Here is a 22098-nt window from a genome sequence, read left to right as displayed (position 1 = left end):
ATGCTCCTAGGGATTAACTTGCTTGCCGCCTAGCTGCAAACCAAATTATTTTGGGTAACACCCTTTAATAATTATTTGCAGCGTAAGTTATTAAAACATTTAAAACATTCAAAACATCAAAATATTAAGGTGTTGCTCTTGGTCTTGAGTTTTTCATTGGGATAGCAATGACTAACAGCGCGCCGACCACCAGCAAACCTGCCACAAAATACAGGCCGGAATTAAAGCTACCCGTTTGGTCTTTTAACCATCCAATTAACAGTGGACTGACGGCAGAACCTATATTACCTGTTGCGTTGATAACAGCAATACCGATGGCACGAGCACGTAAACTGATTGATTGGTCTGGCGTTGTCCAGAACACAGCCATCGCAGTAAATGACCCCGTTGATGCCATAATAATACCAAGCAATTGGATGACGGGATGGCTTGTCATCGCCGCGAGGACCCATCCCGCTGCTGCAAATAAGTACGGTAAGGCGGTGTGCATTTTCCGTTCTTGTAACCGGTCAGAGCGACGGCTCCAGTAGATCATCCCAAGAATAGTACAAAATTGTGGGATGGCAGTTAACAGCCCAATCATGGCATTACTACTGCCTTGGTTGAAGCTTTGCATAATCTGTGGCGTCCAGATATTAATAGCACTTAACGTATTGGTTAAACAGAAATAAGCAACGGTGTACATCAAGATCACTGGAGTGAAGATTTCTTTCCATAAGCTTTTGTTTTGCATAGCTGTATGGCTTTTTGAACCGTGTGGCTGTACAAGCTCTAATTGGTCCTGGTCCATCATTTCTTGCAATGTGTCTTTATCTTCTTGGGTCAGCCATTTGGCTTTCTTTGGCGAGTCATCCAAATAGAACCAAACCAGCACACCAAGGATCACGGATGGGAAACCTTCTAATAGGAACAGCCATTGCCAGCCTTTTAGGTTTAAAATGCCATCCATGCCTAAAATATAGCCAGAGGCTAATGAACCGAATGCCATGGTGACTGGCATTGCAATCATAAATAAGGCATTAGCACGAGCACGGAAATAGGCAGGGAACCAGTAAGTTAAATAAACTAAAATTCCCGGTAAGAAGCCTGCTTCAGCGATACCCACTAACATCCGTAGGACGTATAAACTGGTTGGCCCTGTGGCAAACATGGTGGCTGTAGAAGCGATACCCCAAAGTACCATGATGGTGGCTATCCAGCGGCGAGCACCAACGATTCCTAACATGATGTTACTTGGAATACCAAAAATCACATAAGTGGCATAGAACAGGGTGGCCGCTAAGCCGAACATGGTGGAAGTTAGGCCGATATCTTTCCCCATAGTTAGACCCGCAAAGCCGATATTAATACGGTCTAAGAAAGAAAAAACAAATAGCACAAATAAAAATACAATGAGACGTTTAAATAGTTTATTAATCACCCGCTGCTGCGGTTCGGTTAAATTTTTATGTTGTTCAGCAGGGTTAGTGCTTGCAAGTTGTTGATTACTCATATTGTAGGGCCCTCAATTCTTTCTTTTGCAGATTATTATAGGTACAAGGGACTAGTAGGCAGTCATGGTGTGGTCTGCCCTATATTGCGATATTGATTTTTTATCTAAATAAGTTATTTGTCTGTAGGGTTAAAATTAACTTATTTAGAGATAGCTTTATTAATAAACACTGGGTGCACTCGAGGTCACCTCTGAAACCGTTTTACCAAACTTTGCTGCTAGCGCTTCTGCGGTACGTGCCAGTAGCGTGGTATCGACCCCGACGGCAACAAATAGTGCGCCGAGTTTAAGATAATGTTCAGCAACATCTGGGGCTGCCATTAAAATACCGGGTGCCAAGCCAGCCTCACGAATTTGGACAATCGCTTTTTCTATCGCAGCTTTGACTTCTGGGTGGTTAGGGTTCCCTGAAAAGCCCATATCCGCACTAAGATCCGCAGGGCCGATAAACACGCCATCGACACCTTCAACTTTTAAGATCTCAGGAAGATTATTCATGGCTTCACGGGTTTCAACCTGTACTATTACGCACATTTCATCATTGGCACGAGTTAAATAATTAGGTACTCGGTTCCAGCGAGAAGCGCGAGCTAAAGCACTACCGACACCACGGATCCCTGCGGGTGGATAACGCGTTGCACGTACCGCTTGCTTGGCTTGTTCTGCATTTTGCACCATTGGCAACAACAACGTTTGTGCGCCAATATCTAGCAATTGCTTAATGATCACTGGATCATTCCATGGCGGACGAACGACGGGTTGTGACGGGTAAGGGGCAATAGCTTGTAATTGAGATAAGGTCGTTTGCACATTATTCGGTGCATGTTCACCATCAATTAATAACCAGTCGAAGCCTGCACCGGCAAGTAATTCAGCACTATATGGGCTGCATAAACCAAGCCATAATCCGATTTGCGGTTGGCCACTTTTTAGTGCTTTTTTAAATTTATTTTCTAAAATATCCATGCCATTTTCCTTACACGAAGCGGCAGCTAATTGAACCCATATTGCCGTAATCAACGTGAAACACATCACCTTTACGAGCAGGGACAGGGCGTGTAAATGAGCCACCTAAAATAATTTGGCCCGGCTCAAGTTGCACATTATGCGGTGCTAATTTGTTCGCTAGCCATGCCACACCATTCGCTGGGTGGTTGAGTACAGCAGCTGCAACGCCAGATTCTTCAATGACGCCATTACGATAGAGCAGGGCGCTAATCCAGCGCATATCCAAATCGCGTGGCTTGATTGGTCTGCCACCTAAAATCACTGCGCCATTTGCGGCGTTATCTGAAATGGTATCGAACACTTTGCGTGGGCGATTGGTTTCAGGGTCAACGTTGTGGCAACGCGCATCAATTAGTTCAAGTGCTGGGATCACATAATCAGTTGCGTTATACACATCAAATATGGTGCAGTTTGGCCCGCGTAATGGCTTCGCGAGTACGAAAGCTAATTCAACTTCAATGCGTGGCACGATAAAGCGGTCTGTTGGAATATCACAGCCGTCATCAAAAAACATATCGTCAAGAAGCGCACCGTAATCAGGTTCATCAATCTGTGAACTGGCTTGCATTGCTTTAGACGTCAGCCCAATTTTATGGCCTTTTAACACACGTCCTTCAGCAATTTTCACACCAACCCACTCTTTTTGAATAGCATAAGCATCGTCGATCGTCATTTCTGGGTGATCGAGTGAGATCTGACGGATTTGCTCACGTGATTTTTCAGCCTGATTTAGGCGCTGTGCGATTTGCGATATGACATCTTTTTGTAACATCTTATTTTCCTTTTGCACCTCAGCTCGTCATACTTCGAGCTATAACTGCGTTAGCTTCACGATAGGCTTACGCCTATCCCCTAGTCACACGGGTATGCTCCTAAGGGATTAGTCTCATTTACTGCCTTGTTCTAACTCGAATTATTTAGAGCTAAGATTTTAAAAGCGAAGACCGCCAGCTAATGTGTCTTTCTAATTGGAAAGACCACCAAAGCAGAGGTATTTCACTTCCAAATAATCTTCAATTCCGTAGCGTGAACCTTCACGCCCCAGACCAGACTGCTTAATACCACCAAATGGGGCTACTTCGTTTGAAATAATGCCTTCATTGATACCCACCATGCCGCTTTCTAATGCCTCTGCAACACGGTAGATACGCCCGATATCTTTTGAATAGAAATAAGATGCCAAGCCAAATTCAGTATCATTTGCCAGAGCAATTGCTTCTTGCTCATCACGGAATTTAAATAATGGCGCCAATGGACCGAACGTTTCTTCTTTTGCGACCTTCATGGACTCAGTCACACCCGTGATCACGGTGGGTTCAAAGAATAAACCGCCTAATTGAGCTGGTTTACCCCCTGCAATCACTTTTGCACCTTGTGAAACGGCATCTGCAATATGTTCAGTGACTTTATCGACCGCGGCTTGGTTAATCAGAGGGCCTTGTTGGGAGTCGACTTGTGTGGCTGGTCCGATTTTCAGTTCATTCACCGCTTTTGCCAAACGAGCTGCAAATTCATCGTAAACCCCTTCTTGGACTAAAATACGGTTAGCACACACACAAGTTTGCCCGCTATTACGGAATTTAGCCGCTAATGCACCTTGTACTGCTGCATCTAAATCGGCATCATCAAACACGATAAATGGCGCGTTACCACCGAGTTCCAGAGACATTTTCTTCACTGTGTTCGCACACTGTTCCATCAGCAGCTTACCGACTCGCGTTGAACCCGTGAATGTGAGTTTGCGAACAATTGGGCTGGAAGTCATAACGCCACCAATAGCTTTAGCATCAGTACCTGGGACAATGTTAAACACACCAGCAGGAATGCCGGCTTCTTCCCCTAACGCTGCCAATGCTAATGCTGATAATGGCGTTTCTGCCGCGGGTTTTAATACCATCGTACAGCCTGCAGCGAGTGCAGGGCCGACTTTGCGGGTGATCATGGCATTTGGGAAGTTCCATGGCGTGATAGCCGCAACCACACCCACGGGCTGTTTTATCGTCACCAGACGACGCCCCGGCAGAGGTGATGGAATGGTTTCCCCATACACTCGTTTACCTTCTTCAGCAAACCACTCAATAAAGCTGGCGCCGTAGGCAATTTCTCCCATCGATTCAGTGATCGACTTACCTTGCTCAGCACTGAGTAATTCGGCCAATTCCTTTTGGTTATCCATCATTAAACGGAACCATTTGTTTAAAATTTGGCTGCGCTCTTTGGCGGTTTTAGCACGCCATGCCGGCAGGGCTTTTTCTGCGGCTTCGATAGCTTGTTGAGTTTCTAAAGCACCGACATTGCTGACGTTAGCGATAACTTGGTTATTGGCTGGATTAGTGACCTCAAACACACTTTTATTTTGGGCATCAACCCATTGGCCGTTGATATAAGCTTGTTGGCGAAATAATGTAGAATTGGTATTTATGCTCATTTTTCGTTGTTCTCCGAAGACACTGATTGGACTTGTGGGCGGATATTTTTAGCTGATAGCTGTTGGCTAGCAAAACTTAACCCGGCACAAAGCGCCATAACAAGTGCCATAGCGAATGGGGATTCATCTTGTAATACAGAAACTGCAACGCTGGCGACAGCCGCTAAGGCAAACTGAATAGAAATGGCAAGTGCACTGGCACTTCCTGCAATTTTCCCGCGATGTTGCAGTAATAGTGACAAACTGTTGGTGCCGATAGCATTGACCATCGATAAGAACAGTACGACTAGAATAACAATTATGGGCAAACTTTGTTGGTAAAATATGAGTAACAGCAGACCAAACGCTAATTGAAACCCACTTTGCATAGTCAGTATGCGCGTTAAACTATAGGTTTTTAGTAGTTTAACGTTCAACAACAGCATGACAATCATCCCCAAGATGTTACAGCCGAACAGCAAACCATAATGTTGTTCAGAAACACCGAAATAATTGATGTACACAAACGGTGAACCACTGATAAAGGCAAACATACCAGCAAAGGAGAAGGCCATGGTGCCAATAATACTCAGTGCTTCTCGGTCTGTGAGCACCTGTGCATAATTCTTGAAAGCGACACAAAGTATATTTTCAGAACCGCGCTGGTGGGTTAACGTTTCAGGGAGCAAGAAAAAAATTGCACACACCGAAGCCAAGCCAATCACTGCCAGCAAATAGAAAATTACTTGCCACTGAAAATGAACGAGTAAAAAACCACCTAATAGCGGTGCCAGTAATGGCGCTATCATGGTCACAAGTGTCATTAATGACAGTACTTTAGGTAACTCATGAGCAGGGTAAACATCTCTAGCGATAGCCCTTGCCATGACAATGGCCGCTCCACTGCCAAAAGCTTGCAGCGCTCGGAATACAATTAAAGTATTTGCATTGGTGGCTTGGGCGCACAACAAACTGGCGACAGTAAAAATGGCAAGGCCACTTAACAACATTTTCCGCCGACCAAGAAGGTCACTTAATGGGCCATAAAACAGCATTCCAATGCAGAACCCGGCAAAAAAGGCGCCAAGAGTGTACTGCATTTGCCCTTGAGTAGCGTGTAACGCAATACCCATTTGAGGGAGGGCAGGAAGGTACATATCGATAGACAATGGACCGAATGCCACTAATGACCCCAGTAATGGGATCAAATAGTGCGGTATGTGTTTATCGAAATTTTTAACCATCTTGCCCTCTCAATAAAACGATAAATAAAGATTTAAACCATTAACCTTTAAACTGTTAACCCTTAAATAAGGCATGAACATTGTTCTGCTTATAATTTAAAACAGGATCAAGCTCTTCCATGGTAAAAGACAATGCGAGGTAGCGTTTTGCCATCAAATCGGCAAAATGTTTTTTGATCAGCTCAAAAATCATTTCTCCCGTTTTTTGCCTATCTTCAAGAGAACGCCCAGCACCTATCTTCAACGTCATATGGACAAAAGCATAATCGTGCTTGCCATCGGCCATTTGCCAAGTATCCAGCCAAATAGCACGGCTACGAATGCCACCTAATGGGAAGATACCGGTTCCCGCGAGGGCTTCATTCACTTTGGCGAAGAGCTCAGGTAGCTGAGCGTCATCACGAATGTTTTCTGTACATTCTGCATAAAAATGAGGCATAACAACTCCTTACGCAGTGGTAGCTTGTTTGTCAGTAATATAACTCGGCAGTGGGAATACGGCGTTTAATTGCCCTGTTCCAGAGCTTGCGAACAAGTCAGTTAAAATTTCCACTTTTTCGTCGTATTTATCCCAACCTAACATACCTAGCAGCATTACGGTGTCGTGCATATGGCCTTCGCCATAACAGTAGTCGGCATACTCAGGTAACATTTTGCAGAATTCTTCAAAACGTCCTTCGCGCCAAAGTTTGACGACGCGTTTGTCCATTTGCTCATCAAATTCACGTGTGTAGCTGTTCATGCCATCTTCAGCACGTTGGTCATCAATAAAGCGGTGAGATAACGAACCACTTGCTAGTACCGCCACAGTGCCATCGTATTTTTCAATCGCAGTCAGTACGGCTTCGCCTAATTTACGGCTGTCTTCAAAACTGTGTGAAGTACAGAAGGCTGAAATTGAGATGACTTTAAAGTGACGATCGCTATTCATATAGCGCATAGGGACTAATGTGGCGTATTCGAGGGTTAAGCTTGGAATTTCATGGGCTTGGGCACGAACACCTAATTTACGTGCTTCCTCACCGATCATTTGGCCCAATACGGAGTTCCCATCATATTCATATTCCATATCACGAATAAAATGTGGAAGCTCATTACTGGTATAAATACCTTTGAAGTGGTCAGCACAGTTAATGTGATAGGCGCTGTTAACTAACCAGTGTGTATCAAAAACAATAATAGTATCAACGCCCAATTCACGGCAGCGGCGACTGATTTCTTTGTGCCCATCGATAGCGGCTTGGCGACATCCAAAGTTTTTACCTGGTAGTTCTGATAGGTACATGGATGGGACGTGTGTTATTTTTGCAGCGAGTGCCAACTTACCCATATTTATATCCTTACCCGTCATTCTTCAAGCTGTAGCGTTGTTGACTGCTCGCGCTAACCCTAGTCACATACTCATGTATGCTCCTAGGGATTAGCTTGTTTGTCGCCTAGCTACAACTCGAATTATTTAGGGTAAGACAGCGAGTTTACCTAAGTTGTAGCTCTTCTAACGACTTGAAGTGACTTGGTTTATCAGTTTTAACGATGCTGAGTATCAATATAATTCAGCGGAAAGTGCTGGAATATAAGGTTTCCAGCACAGAGTGTTGTAAAGCTTACACACCCCAACGAGGGATGTTGTGGTCTCCGTAGGAGATACAGACGTTCTTCATTTCTGCGAAGACTTCGAAGCTGTACTCGCCACCTTCACGGCCTACACCCGAAGCTTTTACACCACCGAAAGGCTGGCGCAGGTCACGTACGTTTTGTGTATTAACAAACACCATGCCTGCTTCGATACTGCGTGATAAACGTAAAATCTTGCTGACATCTTGTGTCCAAATATACGAAGCAAGACCGTACTCAATATCATTTGCCATGCGTAAACCGTCTTCTTCAGATTTAAACGGAATTAAACAAGCAACAGGCCCAAAGATCTCTTCTTGGGCGACACGCATGCGGTTATCGACATCAGCCAGTACGGTAGGACGTAAGAAATTACCACCTTTGAGGTGATCAGGTAGAAGATCAGTCGGTTTGTCTGGGCCACCCGCTAACAAGGTTGCGCCTTCTTCCATACCTAAGCGAATATAACCCGAAACTTTGTTCCAGTGCTGCTGGCTGATCAATGCACCCACTTGGGTTTTGGGATCGTTCGGGTCACCGACGATCAGGCGATTAGCCCGCTCAGCAAAGCGTTTAACAAACTCAGGGTAGATGCTCTCTTGAATGAAAATACGTGAGCCAGCTGTACAGCGTTCACCATTAATGGAGAAAATAGTAAACAGAGCAGCGTCTAGTGCACGCTCAATATCGGCATCTTCAAACACCAACACAGGTGATTTACCACCTAATTCCATGGAATACTTTTTCAAGCCTGCATTTTGCATAATGGTGCGGCCAGTGGCTGTGCCCCCAGTAAAGGAAACCGCACGGACATCATGATGTTTGACTAAAGCATCTCCCGCAGTGCTACCGTAGCCTTGAACCACGTTCAAAACACCCGCAGGAATACCCGCTTCCAGCGCCAGTTCACCAAGGCGGTTCGCTGATAATGGAGATAATTCAGACATTTTCAGAACCGCAGTATTACCCAGTGCTAAACAAGGGGCGGTTTTCCATGTGGCGGTCATAAATGGCACGTTCCATGGTGAAATCAGCGCACAGACACCCACAGGTTGAACCAAGGTGTAGTTCATCATCTTGTCATCAACAGGGTATGTACGGCCGTTCATTTGCTGGCAAATCTCGGCGAAGAATTCAAAGTTATGTGAAGCACGTGGGATCAACACGTTTTTAGTTTGGTGAATAGGTAAACCAGTATCTTTGGTTTCCATTTCCGCGATTTGCGGGACGTTTTCGTCGATCAATTCACCAAGGCGACGCATTAAGCGAGCGCGCTCTTTCATTGGGGTATTGGCCCACTTTGGAAAAGCGTCTTTCGCTGCGGCAACGGCTTGGTTGATTTCATCTTGTCCACCCGCGGCAACTTCTGCTAATACTTCGCCTGTTGCAGGGTTGGTGGTTTCGAAATAGTCTTTGCTAGCAACGTTTTTACCGTTGATCCAATGATTAATCTTAGTCATTACACACGTTCCTCATAGTCTTTTTCGCTGATAATGGTGTTGACCAGTCGGCCAACGCCTTCAACTTCAACAATGACTTCGTCGCCCGGTACTACGTCAGACAGCCCTTTTGGCGTCCCTGTAGCAATCATGTCTCCCGGTTGCAGTGTCATAAAGTCACTGAGGTAAGCAATTAAAAAGGGAATATCGAAAATTAGGTCGGCCGTGGTGCCTTTTTGGCGCAATTCACCATTTACATAGGTGTACAAAGCCAAATTATGCGGATCTTTAATGGCATCTTTATCGACAATCCAAGGGCCAATCGGCGTTAAAGTATCACGACTCTTAACACGTAAATTTGGGCGATAATAGTTCTCTAAATAGTCACGGATCGCATAGTCATTACACACGGTGTAACCTGCGACATAGTCCATGGCATCTTCTCTTGAGACCTTGTGAGCTGTTTTGCCAATCACCACCACTAATTCAGACTCATAATGCATATATTCCACATTATCAGGACGAACAGAAACTTGGCGATGACCCGTTAAGCTGCTTTCTGCTTTTAAGAAAATTAAAGGCTCTTCAGGTGGCTTAAATTCTAATTCGGCAGCGTGGTCGGCATAGTTCAGGCCTAGGGCAAACAAGGTTCCTTGCACAGGAGGTAACCATTCAACATCAGGAGAATCACCCGCGATCACGTCCCCATTAGGTAACGTGATGGCTTCGTTATCACCGACGGTGACGGAATATTCAGTGCCTTTAAAAAGGATTTTGGCGCGTTTTGTAATCGTAGACATTATTTTCCTCCTGCTGCCACAACGGTATTTTTCAGGCTAGGAAAGCCTTCCGCTTGGATAACCACTTCGTCTCCGGGTTTGATGGTGACACGTTGTTGTGGTGTGCCGAGCAGGATCACGTCCCCTTGCTTTAAGGTGGCGAAGTCACTTAATGCAGCAACTAACTCACTCGCATCACGGATCAGATCTTTTGTTGACCAGCGATCCACTTCTTTACCATTTACTAGGGTGATGATATCAACAGGAGTATTTAGCGAAGTTGCAACCATTTCACCAATTGGGCAGAAAGTATCACGGCATTTTGCTTTGATGGCAGGGCGATAGAAGGTGTCTTCTGGCAAGCTCACTTCATTTGCCAGCGCAAATCCAGCAATAAACTGATGTGCATCTGTCTTACTGACTTTACGTGCATTTTTACCGATCACCAAAGCAAGCGTAGCGCCACTTTGCACTTCTTCACCAGCGGGATGCAAAATTTTTTCGCCTGAATTGATACGCGTATTACGCGGCTTAATAAACCACACTGGGGTTTTTGGTGGGGTTTTATAAGGGGCTTGCTGGAATGCCTCAAGCCAGTGGCTAAGCTGGCTTTGATGATTGAGGGCAACGGCAAATACAGTGCCTTTCATTGACAACTCCTTAATGAAAAGAATTCAACTTTCGAGTAATTATTAATATATTAATAAAGTATAATTTTGAAATTAGCAATAGGTTTATAGAAATGTTAATTTTAATTGTGATCTCATTAACACAATTAAGTTGTCTTTTTGTAAGACTATGTTATAAAAGAAATTATTATTTTTTCAATTTTTTTTTATTTACAAAAAATTAACTTAAAAGTGAGTTTTTAAATTATTTACTCATTAATATTTTAGGGTTTTTCTTTGAGATTGTTATTTGACCGTGCTACTCTTAAATAAGGCAAACTGGTGATGTGAAAGCTCATAGTTATGGTATGTGATTTCATCAAAGTACAGGGCCAACAAAGCGAAATGGCAACTGCCATAAAATGCCAAAATTGGGTTAAGTAACGTTAATTAAGTGGTGAGTTTTAATCTTATGCATGAATCATTGACAATTGCATTATTGCAGGCAAGAGAAACCGCAATGGGTTTTTTCCGGCCGATATTAAAGTCGTATAATTTGACTGAACAGCAATGGCGTATCATTCGAGTTTTAGCTGATAAGCGTTCAATTGATTTTCATGAATTATCAGTTCAAACCTGTATTCTGCGCCCAAGTTTAACGGGGATCCTAACCCGTATGGAGCGCGAAGGTTTAATTTTCCGCTTAAAACCGTTGAATGACCAACGTAAATTATATGTCTCTTTGACACCTGTAGGGCAAGAGCTGTATGACAAAGCACGGCAGGAAGTGGAAGAAGGTTATCAAAAAATAGAGCTAGCATTTTCACCAGAGAAAATGCAGCAATTAACCGCGTTATTGGATGAATTAATCGCTTTAGAGAGCCCAGATTATAGTAATATCGCTGCTGATAAGAGAAAGAGCGCCTAAATTTTCGTCATATTTCGAGCTCTAGCTGTGTTGGCTTCTTTCGGCTATTTGGGTCACATACTGATGTATGCTCCCCAAACTATCCTCAATTGCCGCCTTGCTAGAGTTCGAACTATTTAGAAATTTAAATATTGGTCATATTTCGGTTATTTGGGTCACATACTGATGTATGCTCATCTGACTATCTTCAATTGGTGCTTTCCTACAATTCGAATTATTTGGAGTATAGTTATCACTTGAATAATTCCCTTTCCCTGTAGATTCACTGCAATCGAACTTTACTTATACTCATTAGATAAGTTCTAAATTCCCCACTGTCATATCTTTTTTGCAATTGTGAAATTACCTGCAGGGCTACTTGTGACAAAGTCTTCAGCAAAATTATTTTCCAATAAAATCAATCGATTGATTTTCAGTGAATAATATTAAATATTATCTTTAATGAAGCATTAACCAAAATAATGGAATGAAAAAACACAAAAAACCGTATTAAACAGGAAAGTGTTAAATTTTAGTCATAGTGAATATTTTTTATTTAAAAACAGTTAATGAGAATAAGTTACATTACGGTAAATTTACTATTCGTGACGAAAATTTAAATAACATGACAAAGCATCAAATTATATGGCGTTTATTATATGTATCGTTATTGATGATTGCGCCTTATAGTTATCCTGAAAATCAATTACTCCCCTCTGCACAGGAAAGCATTCAATTTGAACAAAAACAACGGTTAGAGTCGGAGTTAATCCAACGTAATCTATTGGAAAAACATAATGCAATCACCGTTGATGGTTCTTTTTCCAAACACCGCCAAGATGAAATCTGTTTCCCGATCAATCAGATCCAATTTGCCGGCGCCACACAGCTGACGACTAAAACTCAAACTCAGTTAACCTCACCTTATTTAAAACGCTGCCTCACACTGAGTGAAATACAAGAGCTCACCAAGCATGTGACTAATTACTATATGGAACAGGGGTTTATTACCTCTCAAGCCATCATTCCAGAGCAAGATTTATCCTCATATCAATTGTTAATACAAGTGATTGAAGGGCATATTGAAACTATCGAGATTGAAAATTCTCCTGAGCGTTTAGTTCATCAAATATTTCCTCATCAACAAGGCAAAATATTAAATCTACGGCATATTGAACAAGGGTTGGAGCAACTCAACCGGTTATCGTCCGCTAAGTACACTATCGATATCCAACCAGGAAGCCAAAATGGCTATTCTCGGGTTATTATTCATCAACAAGGGAAAAAATGGCCTATCACGAGCCAGCTAAACCTCGATAACACGGGTATGAAGGCAACGGGAAAACAGCTACTTACGGGGAGTTTAACGGTAGATTCCCCGTTAGGGTTTGGTGAGCAATGGTCATTAAGTGCCAGTAGCGATACTGACTTCAGTCGCTCCCATCACAGTCGTTACGCTGTTGCGGCAATCAATGTCCCTTATGGTTACTGGTCTTATCGTTACCAGTTTTATCGTAATAATACGCTACAACCGTTTCATGCATCTGGTCAGCAATTCCGTTATGAAGGCAAAAATACCAACCAACAGTTTGATGTCAGTCGCTTAGTTTATCGTGATGGGAAGCAACGACTTACACTGCAAGGTAGCTTAAAACATAAAAATGCGACGACACAATTAGCGTCCCAAACCTTGACGATTAGCAGCCCAACCTTAACCTCGCTCTCGTTTACCCCACAGTACAGCACCATGCTTGGACAAGGTTACTTCACGTTTAACCCTGCCGCTGAATGGGGGATATCTGCCTTTGGCGCCTCACCGGATACCCTCGCGAAAGATTCACCGCGTAGTCATTACCGCAAATTCAGTCTAAGCAGCAGTTATCAGTATTTTTTCTCTAATGGTGTGACCTATTTAACCTCATTTTACGGTCAATATTCGCCCGATAATTTATACGGCATTGAACGCATCAGCATCGGTGGCCAGTACTCTGTCCGTGGCTACCATGAACAATCTGTGAGTGGTAACCGAGGCGGGTATTGGCGTAATGAAATTAACAAAGACATCGCCAATACGGCAATGGGGCAACTGCGTTTTATCGGAGCGTTAGATTATGGGTTTATTGCCTCAGATAAATACCACGTTGAACCTGACACTTTAGCAGGCGGAGCCGTTGGCCTCTCTTTTATTGGTAATAGCCTGTTTTATTCGCAGCTTCTACTCAGTAAGCCTTTGCATTATCCCTCACAACTTAAACCAGACAATTGGTCGGCTTATTGGTCGGTCTCATTCTTTCTGTAGCTTTACGTTTTTAAAGGATTATTTATGCTAAATGAACAATTACCTTCACGGCCTAAACGGTTATTAAGTTATACCCTTATTTTCTTAACCGTTGTCTACCCCTTACACCCCGCTTGGGGGGCAGCCATGACGGCGGCCGATAAAAACACTCAAATCAGCCAACAAAATAACGTCCCGATTATTAATATTGCCACGCCGAATGGGGCGGGAATATCGCACAATAAATTTCAACAATTTAATGTGGATAAACAAGGTGCGGTACTCAATAACGCCACTGCCAATGTGAATTCTCAAATTGCAGGGCAAATCAAAGCCAATGCCAATTTAAAAGGAAATGCTGCCAATCTGATTATCAATGAAGTCACGGGCAGTAGCCGCTCAGCATTACAAGGTAAGTTGGAAGTGGCAGGTAAAGGCGCGAATGTCGTCATTGCCAACCCGAATGGGATTACCTGTAATGGCTGTAGCTTTGTGAATACCCCTGCGATTACTTTGACCACAGGGAAACCCATTCTGGATAACAAGGGAGCTTTATCTGCGGTTGAGGTGAAAAAAGGCAGTGTGGTTATCGGGGCCAATGGCATGAATGCGCAAGCGCAAACCTATGCCGATATTATCAGTCGAGCCACCGAACTAAACGGGCAAATCAAAGCCAAGAATCTGACTTTAATGCAAGGCACCAACCGTGTTGATTTTCAAAAAGGTACGGTCACGCCCATTAGTGGAGAGGGTGCTAAACCGTCTATATCGGTGGATACTAAAGCGCTGGGTGGGATGTATGCCAATCAAGTGAAATTGGTGAGTACAGAATCAGGGGTGGGGATTAACCTCAGCAATGTGCAAACCAACCAAAATGACCTGACATTAACCGTCGATGGCAAAATTACCCTTGCAGGCAATATTCAAGGGAAAAAAGATATCAATGTCAGTACCAAAAACCTGCAAATTAACGCCAATGCCAACGTGAATGCCGCCAAAGACATCACATTGGCCACCAATACTCTTATCAACAATGGTCAAGTTACCGCAGGCAAAGATATGCGTGTCTTTGCTGATTCAATAAGCAATACGGGCAATAGTGCGCTTATTCAAGCACAAGATAATCTGTGGATGCAAAAAAATGCCAAAGGGGATTTGAGTACCCTGATTGAGAATAAATCAGGAACGATAAAGACCAATACGGGGGATTTAGTTGTTCGGACTAAAAAATTGACCAACATGGCGTTAAATACGCACTACAAGGAAAATACGATACAACCGACCTCCACAAGTAAGAACTTATTAATAGACCGAGTTAGAGAAGGAGGCGGGAATTATGATGTGGTCATGAATGCAAAGTTGGTTAACCCTCTTCCTAATAAGTGGTTCGGTGTAGCTGATTTTTCAAATGCATTTTATAAAGAGGGTGTTTTAGTCAATACAGGTCAAAGTGTTTACTCTGATGATTCAGTTCGGATCGGAGAAATAGTTAGCGGTGGAAATGCTTATCTTAATGGCAATCAAATCACTAACGATAACGGTATCATTTCCGCTAAGAATAATTTAATTTTAACCGGTAATACGTTAGAGAATAGTCAAAATATTGGTTGGAAAAAATACACCTATAAAAATTATGTCATTGATACTTCGAATAGTGGCAGTGGAATAGTTAATATTATAAATATCAAAGAATTAGTTTTAGAAACAAATTATAAAGCACAAGATTATGTGCTCGTTTTGGAACAGATTGATAATTTAAAAACAAAAAAAGGATTACATTCAGGCACTAATCTCATCCTTGATTTTAAACATTCAATTAACAGTGAAAATAAGCTGCCTATTGCTTCATCACTAATATCAAAAATAAATCAAAGCACTGCGCCTGCTTATTTAATATCAGCAAAAAACATTATCTTAAATTCTAATAATATAAATATTTCTACCAACTTACAGTCTGAAAATGATCTGTCTATTATCGCTGGTCAAAACATCAATATTCATGATGCGCGACTGGTTGCAAAACAATCACAAAGCCTAATTGCCAACAACGATCTTAATCTCAAACAAGTCAATTTAACGGCTAAAGACAGTACCTTAATTGCGAAAAATGGCAATCTTCAATACAGCTTAAATCCTGTCTCTGCGTTTAAGGATAATGTCTTATCGCCCCCGGTTATCAACGCTGCAAACTCGTTACATATCCAAGCGGGTAAAAACATCTCTTTTGATAATGCGCAATTAACCAAAACCAATAAACTCACCTTCAGTGCCAATGATAATATTGTTATTCGTCGCGATGAATCCAATTTAATGAAACTCGCGGCTTCAGAGCCTATCGCCAATATCAATGCGTTACTCACAAAAACAGGAAATTGGGCAAGTTCAGGGGAGATAAACCTCACTGCAGGTAAGAATATTGAAGCGCGTGGCATTGCCTTCAACAGTGGAAAATCACTGACGTTCAATGCAGGCCAAGATATTCTTTTAGGCTCTAAAGCGATTAAAGATGTCGACAATGTATTTAAGACCAATCGCTACCCAGAGCTACGCTCTCAACTCATCGCAAATGGCAATATTACGTTAAATGCAGCTCGCGATATTGACTTGCAATCTGCCAATCTTCAATCAAAAGACAAAGTTATCGCGCTCTCAGGTCGTGATATTAAATTAACCGCTACCGCTTACTCTGCCATTCCCAACCCCAACGAAGATAACCAAGATGTACGTTATGTGACTTCGACGCTTTCGGGAGACAAAGGCGTCACCCTAGCCTCAAATGGCGCCTTAACCGCACAAGGTAGCACAATCAAATCCCTAAATGACATCACACTCTCAAGCGGGGGAAATGTACGGTTAGAGTCGGTTAAAACGAATTATCGAAAACAGTCAGGGAAAACATATGAAGAGTTATATCGCCAAATTGGCACTGAAATTAACAGTGGTAAAACGCTGACCATTTTGTCTGAGGGGAGCATTCTTTTCCAAGCGTCTCGTCTCATTGCCAAAGGCGCGATGGATATTGCGGCAAAAGGTGGGTATCTCTATGCCCAAGCCATGGAGGAAAGCAGTTACTTCGAAGAGTATAAAAAGAAATGCAATAGATGGACGCTTTGTATCACGAAAAAGGAAGTGAGAAAAACACGCAGTGATAAAACCAATAAAGTCACTGAATTTACCGCAGGTGGTGATATTAACCTATATGCCAAGGATGATGTCACCTTAGAAGCCACCAAAATTAATACGGGCAAGAATGCCAAAATCACCAGTCAAACCGGTAAGGTGAATTTTAAGGCTGTCAAAAACTCGCAATTTGAACAGGTGATTACAAATTCTAACGGGTTTTATATTACACAGCGCAATAAAGGGTATACCTCAGATAAATGGGTTTTACCTGCATTGCATATTGGTGGCAAGCTGACGGTTGATGCAGCTAAAGGTATCACTGCAGATATTAAAGCTAAAAATAACCAAAGCTTACAAAATGCCTTAAATTCACTCGGACAAACCGAAGGCACCAAATGGTTAGCGGGTCTAAAAGACCGCAAGGATGTGCAATGGGGATTAGTTCAAGATGCGTATGACAGTTGGGATTATAAAAGCCAAAGCTTAAATCCCGTTGCGTCAGCCTTGATTATGATTGCAGTCAGCGCGATGACATCCGGTTATGGGTTAGCTTCATGGGCTGCAGATGGCGCAGTGACTACAACAGGCGCGACCGGAATAACAGCTAATGTTATTTCTGGAGCGGCCTATTCAGGTATGACCGCACTCACCTCTCAAGCCGCTGTTGCGTTGGCAGAAAACCAAGGAAATCTATCCAAAACACTTAACTCGCTAGGTAAAAGCGATACCGTCAAATCCATTATTACTCAAATGGTGATTTCAGGGGCGCTTAATGGCCTTGATGCGAAGATGGGCTGGACGACAGGTAACCCCGCTGATGCCAAATTACCACTATTAAGCCATGGGGATTGGAATAAAGTCGCGCAGCGCGTTGCCGCGCAATCCGTGATTAGCTCTACAGTGAACACAACTATTCAAGGTGGCAGCTTTACTGATAATTTTAAGAATGCCTTACTCAGTAATATTGGTAATCAGGTGAATGCTGAGGGAGCAAAACTGATTGGCGATAATGGTGAGATTTTAGGTCACACAGGAAAGCTATTAAGCCACTCTGTTGTTTCAGGTATTAGCGCTGAAATTGCAGGAGGAGATGCGAAAGGCGCAGTTGTTGGTGCATTAGCGGCAGAGTTAGCTGCAATAACATTGAACAGTAAATTGTTTGAACCAAAATATATCAACGAGCAAGAAAGACAACTCGCATTACTACAAGATGCTATCAAGGGTAATGACGCCAAAACTCAATTCACTAAAGTATTAGGCGGATTCGCAGGAGCATTAATTACCCATAAGCCGGAAGGGGCTTTTTCTGCAGCTAACTCTGCTGAGTTGGTTTATACGTATAATTATACAGAGCATCAGCTACAGCAAATAATTATAGAGAATAATCTCGATATGATGGCGGCAGCTAAAGGAGATAAAGCTGCTGCACAAAGAGTTGCTGCAAGAGAACAAGCTGCTGGAGTGGTGGGCTTAGTTGCCGTCGGTGGGGTTGTCATCATACTCGGAGGTGAAATAGTTGTTGCCGCGACCCCACAAATCGCGGAAGGGCTAAAATTAGGTGCTGCTGGATGTAAAGCCAGCATCAGTTTCTGCGCTACTAAGCTAGGCTTGGTAGCAGCCGATATAGCCGCACCTGAAGCTGCTATATCGACAGCTGCAATTGGGGGGGCTGGCTTTAAGGTTGTAGCGAACTCTGAGGAGGCACTTAAATCATTAAAAAATGCAATACCAACCACCTCAAAAGAGTTATTAACATCCGGTAAGCTTAATATCTCAAAATTAACCCCCGTCATAGAAAAAGAGCAGTTGCATGCCTCTGCGACTAATAAATTGGTTGAGGAAATTAATAAATTAAATTCTAAATCACAAGCCGAGAAGTTTGCAGTTGGGATTGGTGCTTATGATCCTTCTACAGGGAAAACAGCATTTGGGTTTAGTAATGGTAAAGTCAGCGCGGAAGCTTTAGATGATAGAACAGTTCTTTATCTTAAAAAGCAACTTGGCGTTGAAATAGGTGAGTACACTAAACTTTGTAACAATTCTGTTGGTGCTTGTGCTGAAGTATCAGCTGCTGATAAATTAATAAGGGAAGGAGTAAAACCGGAAAATATTAAATTTACTCAACCAGTTAGGCCAAGGATTGTTTGGGAGGATTCGAAAATTAATGAGGCAGCTTTAGTGGATACATGCAAAAATTGTCAAGCAACATGGCCAACAGGAGCACATAAATGAGTACATTAGTAAATGACTGGAAACCAAGTTTTGGAACCATCTATACTTGGTTTGCTATGGATAAAAATGGAAAAATCGCGGTTGTGGTTAACAATAATTGGGGATGGTTACCTAATGCACTTCTCTCTTTGGAAAATTTTGAAGAATTGCTTGATCAATTGAATGAATATAAATGGGAAGAGTCTGCCATATTTGTAGATTACCCCGAAGATAAAAAAGGCTCGGTTATTTTAGACTTGTATTCTCATTATTTTTTTCGCTTCCTAAACACAAAGTCTGAAGTTGAGCAATACTTAAAAGATAAATTTGATAGATTAAAAGTTTGTTCGGATTATAATTTACCATTAAATAAAGGTTTTTTTATTTATCAAGCTATAGAAGGTAATAACCCTGGAGATGATTACCCTGTCGGCTATGGTGGTGAAACTAAAATGGGAGATTATTTCCGTTATTTGATGCCGACTATTTATGCTTCAGTTGAAGACTTTCCCAAAGAGTTGCGCCATGGAATTGCGGTCTCAGACACGCTTGACTTTACAAAAGATAGGCTACTGGATAACGATAGAATTAGTGAGTATTTTCCTCGTATGTACCATGATTAAGATTATGGTACATACGAAAAGATAAAACATGGCGAAAGTTTGGAATGTATCATAAATAACCGCCTTCTTTATGTAAAGATGGCGGTTATTGTTGTGTAGGCTTCAGCCTCTAATGTTCAATCTCTCTCTTTTTAGGCTACTTACCCAATAAGTGTAAAAAGTGAATATGTTTTTCGTACTGATCAAGAATATCGTGGATGATCTGCTCTTTTGCCCAGCCCATCACATCGTAGTCTTGTCCACCTTCTTTTAAGTGAATTTCAGCGCGATAGTAGCGTTGTTCTTCACTCTTTTCATCATCACTTTCTGTGCCCATACCCGCTAAAGCAAATGACGGTTGAATATAGTAACGGAGGCGAACTTCGTATAAAAAGTTCATATCTTCGCCTAAGTCCACTTCAAAACCAATCCTATCGTCTCGATCCGTATGGATATGACACACCGTCCCTTGTTTAGCCAGTTCTTCAGAAACCATCTCCATGGAAGGTTTCACGGATTCTTCCATAAAGCGTTTAACATGCGCACGTTTAGGGAAATATACGATGTTACGTAAGCGTCGCTGCCATGGAATAGGGTTACGACTGGCGGTTGGGGCTATGGTCGCCAATTGCTGACTATCGCGTTTGTAAGCATCGACGCGTAAGGCTTTAAATAAGCCATAAATAGAGGCCAATAACACCATGGCAAACGGTAGCGCACTGGCTATTGTCAGTGTTTGCAAGGCTTGCAAGCCACCGGCTAACAACATGGTGATCGCAACGACACCCATTAAGCCAGCCCAGAAAATACGTTGCCAAATTGGGGTATTGGAATCACCGCCAGAAGCTAGGGTATCAACCACCATAGCGCCTGAATCTGCTGAAGTAACAAAGAATACAATTACCATCAACATAGCAAAAAAGGAGAGCACAGAAGAAAATGGGAAGTAATTAAGAAACTCAAATAAAGCGAGAGACACATCAGCTTGTACCGTATCTGCTAATAGTGTTGCGCCTTTATTTTTGATTAAATCTATCGCCGTGTTACCAAAGAACGTCATCCACATCAATGTGAACCCTGCAGGGACGAATAATACGCCCATGACAAATTCACGGATGGTGCGTCCGCGGGAGATACGTGCAATAAACATCCCGACAAATGGTGACCATGATAACCACCAACCCCAATACAGTAAGGTCCAACCCCCTAACCAGCCACTGGACTTAGGTTCATACGCATATAAATTAAAGGTTTTAGTGACGATCTCTGATAGATAACCCCCCGTATTTTCAACGAAAGATTTCAGCAGAAGCACTGTTGGCCCTAAAGCAACAATAAGTACCAGTAATAAGAAAGCAAGGCCAAGGTTGAGTTCAGATAAAATACGGATACCTTTATCAAGGCCTGAAACCACAGAAAGTGTCGCTAAACCCGTAAAGGTGATAATTAAGATCACCTGTACAGTTTCATTCACAGGCCAACCAAACAAATGGTTTAAACCTGCGTTTACTTGTAGCACACCGAACCCGAGAGAAGTGGCAACACCAAATACCGTACCTACCACAGCAAAGACATCAACCGCATGACCAATAGGGCCATAAATTCGCTCACCAATAATTGGGTAAAGGGCGGAGCGTAAGGTGAGAGGGAGGCCATGACGATAGCTAAAAAACGCTAAAATTAATGCAACAATGGCGTAAATCGCCCAAGCATGTAACCCCCAGTGGAAGAACGTTAAGCGCATAGCCTCTTTAGCGGCTTCAACCGTTTGTGCTTCACCGACCGGTGGGTTGAGGTAGTGCATGACAGGCTCAGCAACCCCAAAGAACATTAAGCCGATCCCCATACCCGCGGAGAACAACATCGCAAACCATGACAGATAGCTAAAATTTGGTAGGGCATGGTCTGGTCCCAATTTTATTTGCCCGTAACGGGAGAGTCCCAGATAAGTCACACTCAAAAGAATAATAGCGACAGCAAGAATGTAGAACCAGCTTGCGTTATTAAATAAATTTTGTTGAAGATGACTTAGATGAGATTCTGCGACTTCTGGCATCAAAGCGGCAAAGCCAACGATAACCAAAATAATAATGGCAGAGCTATAAAACACAGGGGGACTAATTTTAGAGCGAACTTTTTTAGAATCAGTAGCAATTTGACTCATAACAACCTTCTTTTGTTTTATTTTATTTTTGGCATACCGAAATTGACAAAGTATGCAACGCGCTGTCCTTCTTAATGAAACAATGGATAATTGCGAAAAGGTTTCCTAAGGAAACGAGGTAGAAAGAACAATAATATGGTGTTGTAGGCAGGTTAAACTGCCAAAAATAGCGATGATATTCGAGCCTTTACCACCTTCATAAGTTAAAAAATAGGCGGTTAT

The 22098-nt window shown here is 42.6% G+C and carries 15 protein-coding genes; 4 read left to right on the top strand and 11 right to left on the bottom strand.

Annotated elements, in window-relative coordinates:
* Positions 1 to 124: 124 nt before the first annotated feature.
* The 10 genes from hpaX to PSE60_RS11775 all read right to left on the bottom strand — a co-directional run bounded on the left by hpaX (position 125) and on the right by PSE60_RS11775 (position 10633).
* Positions 125 to 1492 (bottom strand): 4-hydroxyphenylacetate permease, encoded by a 1368-nt coding sequence (gene hpaX / locus PSE60_RS11820; RefSeq protein WP_210836936.1) that lies wholly within the window; start codon positions 1490 to 1492, stop codon positions 125 to 127.
* 159 nt (positions 1493 to 1651) lie between these two features.
* On the bottom strand, positions 1652 to 2458 hold the full coding sequence (gene hpaI, locus PSE60_RS11815) for a 4-hydroxy-2-oxoheptanedioate aldolase (RefSeq protein ID WP_210836935.1): 807 nt from the start codon (positions 2456 to 2458) through the stop codon (positions 1652 to 1654).
* Positions 2459 to 2468: 10 nt separating this feature from the next.
* Positions 2469 to 3272 (bottom strand): 2-oxo-hept-4-ene-1,7-dioate hydratase, encoded by an 804-nt coding sequence (hpaH, locus tag PSE60_RS11810; RefSeq protein WP_004914311.1) that lies wholly within the window; start codon positions 3270 to 3272, stop codon positions 2469 to 2471.
* Between the two features lie 192 nt (positions 3273 to 3464).
* The gene (locus tag PSE60_RS11805; RefSeq protein ID WP_272665535.1) at positions 3465 to 4928 is read right to left on the bottom strand and encodes an NAD-dependent succinate-semialdehyde dehydrogenase; all 1464 of its coding nucleotides are present in this window, start codon (positions 4926 to 4928) and stop codon (positions 3465 to 3467) included.
* Complete coding sequence (locus PSE60_RS11800; protein WP_004914300.1) at positions 4925 to 6151, bottom strand: Bcr/CflA family multidrug efflux MFS transporter; 1227 nt, start codon at positions 6149 to 6151, stop codon at positions 4925 to 4927. The genes PSE60_RS11805 and PSE60_RS11800 overlap by 4 nt, the downstream gene beginning before the upstream one ends.
* 55 nt (positions 6152 to 6206) lie before the next feature.
* On the bottom strand, positions 6207 to 6590 hold the full coding sequence (locus PSE60_RS11795; RefSeq protein ID WP_004914298.1) for a 5-carboxymethyl-2-hydroxymuconate Delta-isomerase: 384 nt from the start codon (positions 6588 to 6590) through the stop codon (positions 6207 to 6209).
* Between the two features lie 9 nt (positions 6591 to 6599).
* Complete coding sequence (gene hpaD / locus PSE60_RS11790; RefSeq protein ID WP_210836932.1) at positions 6600 to 7481, bottom strand: 3,4-dihydroxyphenylacetate 2,3-dioxygenase; 882 nt, start codon at positions 7479 to 7481, stop codon at positions 6600 to 6602.
* A 274-nt stretch (positions 7482 to 7755) separates the two neighbouring features.
* Entirely contained in the window at positions 7756 to 9225 is a 1470-nt protein-coding gene (gene hpaE / locus PSE60_RS11785; RefSeq protein WP_272665534.1) for a 5-carboxymethyl-2-hydroxymuconate semialdehyde dehydrogenase, read from the bottom strand.
* Positions 9225 to 10004: a fumarylacetoacetate hydrolase family protein gene (locus tag PSE60_RS11780; protein ID WP_272665533.1), complete on the bottom strand. Its 780-nt coding sequence runs from the start codon at positions 10002 to 10004 to the stop codon at positions 9225 to 9227. The genes hpaE and PSE60_RS11780 overlap by 1 nt, the downstream gene beginning before the upstream one ends.
* Positions 10004 to 10633, bottom strand: coding sequence for a fumarylacetoacetate hydrolase family protein (locus PSE60_RS11775; protein ID WP_196718539.1), 630 nt, complete (start codon positions 10631 to 10633; stop codon positions 10004 to 10006). The genes PSE60_RS11780 and PSE60_RS11775 overlap by 1 nt, the downstream gene beginning before the upstream one ends.
* Before the next feature lie 430 nt (positions 10634 to 11063).
* On the opposite strand from PSE60_RS11775, the gene hpaR reads away from it, so the two are divergent.
* From hpaR to PSE60_RS11755, 4 genes are all read left to right on the top strand, one after another.
* The gene (hpaR, locus tag PSE60_RS11770) at positions 11064 to 11519 is read left to right on the top strand and encodes a homoprotocatechuate degradation operon regulator HpaR (RefSeq protein ID WP_210836930.1); all 456 of its coding nucleotides are present in this window, start codon (positions 11064 to 11066) and stop codon (positions 11517 to 11519) included.
* A gap of 604 nt (positions 11520 to 12123) precedes the next feature.
* On the top strand, positions 12124 to 13797 hold the full coding sequence (locus tag PSE60_RS11765) for a ShlB/FhaC/HecB family hemolysin secretion/activation protein (protein ID WP_272665532.1): 1674 nt from the start codon (positions 12124 to 12126) through the stop codon (positions 13795 to 13797).
* Between the two features lie 24 nt (positions 13798 to 13821).
* Positions 13822 to 19131 carry a DUF637 domain-containing protein gene (locus tag PSE60_RS11760; RefSeq protein ID WP_272665531.1) on the top strand — a complete coding sequence of 1770 codons (5310 nt, stop codon included), beginning with the start codon at positions 13822 to 13824 and terminating at the stop codon, positions 19129 to 19131.
* Positions 19128 to 19733 (top strand): hypothetical protein, encoded by a 606-nt coding sequence (locus PSE60_RS11755; RefSeq protein WP_272665530.1) that lies wholly within the window; start codon positions 19128 to 19130, stop codon positions 19731 to 19733. The genes PSE60_RS11760 and PSE60_RS11755 overlap by 4 nt, the downstream gene beginning before the upstream one ends.
* 136 nt (positions 19734 to 19869) lie before the next feature.
* Here PSE60_RS11755 and PSE60_RS11750 read toward each other — a convergent pair whose 3' ends face one another.
* Positions 19870 to 21876: a BCCT family transporter gene (locus PSE60_RS11750; protein ID WP_272665529.1), complete on the bottom strand. Its 2007-nt coding sequence runs from the start codon at positions 21874 to 21876 to the stop codon at positions 19870 to 19872.
* Positions 21877 to 22098 lie beyond the last annotated feature (222 nt).

Origin of the sequence: Providencia sp. PROV174 (assembly GCF_028480685.1) — a bacterium.
Classification (GTDB): domain Bacteria; phylum Pseudomonadota; class Gammaproteobacteria; order Enterobacterales; family Enterobacteriaceae; genus Providencia; species Providencia rettgeri.
This window is presented reverse-complemented; position numbering and strand designations above follow the sequence as displayed.